Source organism: Candidatus Hepatincolaceae symbiont of Strigamia maritima (genome assembly GCF_055505085.1).
The window spans coordinates 1-1,932 of sequence record NZ_DBKDTU010000134.1 but is presented as its reverse complement, the minus strand read 5'-3'; the positions used below and the strand labels follow the sequence as shown (position 1 = coordinate 1,932).

The window sequence follows — 1,932 nt, the reverse complement described above, 5'->3', positions numbered from 1 at the left end:
TAAAATTATAAAAAAATAGTTTTTCAACAGTACTTGATTTTATATCTCCGCAAATATTAAGCATACTTTTAGCTAAATATTTAGCCACACTATAAAGTTGTCTTTTATAGGCTGACCCAATTATAATAGCACCCTTTATTGGATTATTCTTTTGTATATATTGCTGAGTAATAAAAGACCCCATGCTATGTCCTAAAATAAAGAGCGGTAAGTCTGGATAATTTTCTTTAATTTTTTTACTCAAGTGCAATTCATCCTCCACCATATTATAAATACCCCTACTTCCCACATCACCTAAACTATCAATACTTTTTGCTGTATAACCGTGACCTCTATGATCTGTTGCATAAACTATAAAATTATGTGAATTTAAAAATTCTGCAAAATGATTATAACGTTTTGAATGCTCATTCATACCGTGGACGATTTGTACTATTCCTCGTGAAACTTTTTTTGTTTGAGGAATTTTCCAAATACGTGTAAAAATTTCTTGAGTATCAAAACTCTTAAAACGAAAATCTTGTGACATTTGCCTAATAGTTCCTATTCTTTTTTCTATCTAAATCATCCATTAACTTACGAAACTTTTCCTGTTTCTTAATATTATTTTTTTGATTTATAGTACGTATTTTTAAAGATTGTCCTTCATTTAATAAATATTTATTAAAGTCAATAAATTGGGGATCTTGCATTCTTACATCTACTATTATTATTTTTCTATTACCGCTTAATCTAACTTTTTCAATCTGAACTTTATTAATATATCCGGCATAAAGGGGTATAGTACTTTGATGATCTTTTCGCATTTTTATTCTACCTAAAGGGGTATCTACCTCCAAGTTTTCAAGAGCTTTAGCAATAAGTTCTCTATCTTGTGCTAAATCACCTGTTGAACCCACTTTTTTAATAGCCTCTGCTAACATATATACTGATACATAACCTAAAATCGATGCATATCTTGGTTTTAAAACATATTTTTTAGTATATTTATTATAAAACTCTCTATGTATGGGAGTTTCTATAGCATACCAAGGATACCCTAGAGTATACCAATTATTAGGAGTATATTCTCCTAGATAAGTAAGCCATTCCGGTTCTCCGGCAAATAGAATAAAAACTCGTTTTCTTTTTAATAAGTTTTTTTGTTTACCGGTAAAAATAAATCTTTCTAAATCATTTCCCGGTATGGCTATTAATATATTCGTAGCCATAGAATTTTCTGCTTTTTTTATAACATCATAAGAATTTGGAAAAGCACCTGATACATAAATATCTTCTAAAAATTTAACATTAGTGTTCTTAGTTGATAAGAGAATTTTAAAAGTTTTAGAAATATATTCACCTTCTTCATTAGAGTAGGTAATTACTTGCCAAATAGATGACATTTTAGAATTTGCTATTTTATCAGTCATATAATTAAACATACTATGAATTCCGGGACGTAATCTAAATACAAAATCACTAGGATTATCAAAAATTATTTTATCAGAGTAACTACCTGTTACCAAAAAAGGTATTTTGTTTTCATGACTATATTTAGCAATCCCTTCAGCGGAGGTATTTATAAAAGTTCCGAAAAAAGCTAAAATTTTATTCTTTTGATCTATTTCTTTAGCACTACCGTAAGCTCCGATAAAAGAACCAAAATCATTCGCTGATACTATCTTAAGTTTTCTACCGTTAATCCCGCCTTTAGCATTAATTTCCTCAGCAGCTAATTTCCACCCCAGCATATAATGCTTAGAATATTCAAGTTTAGAAAGCCCGTAAGTATTAAAATCTCCTAATATAATATCCTCAGTAGTAGTTATAAGAGTTGGTGCTTGTTTTTTATTAAAACAGGCACTTAATAAAACTACTAAAACTACTAAACTAAAAACTTTATACATGCAAAAACTCCAAGAATAAGATATACTACTTAAATTATAAATT

Annotated in this window: 2 protein-coding genes; both read right to left on the bottom strand. The window is 28.6% G+C overall.

From position 1 onward, the window contains the following. Positions 1–529 (bottom strand): alpha/beta fold hydrolase (locus ACQCX0_RS03440; RefSeq protein WP_462562778.1); only part of this gene is annotated, 529 nt, incomplete at its 3' end. 4 nt (positions 530–533) lie between these two features. Beyond that, on the bottom strand, positions 534–1,889 hold the full coding sequence (locus tag ACQCX0_RS03435) for an ABC transporter substrate-binding protein (RefSeq protein WP_462562777.1): 1,356 nt from the start codon (positions 1,887–1,889) through the stop codon (positions 534–536). Positions 1,890–1,932 lie beyond the last annotated feature (43 nt).

Excerpts from the sequence above, each read along its gene's own strand:
- ACQCX0_RS03435 (WP_462562777.1), bottom strand. The coding sequence starts at position 1,889 with ATGTATAAAGTTTTTAGTTTAGTAGTTTTAGTAGTTTTATTAAGTGCC.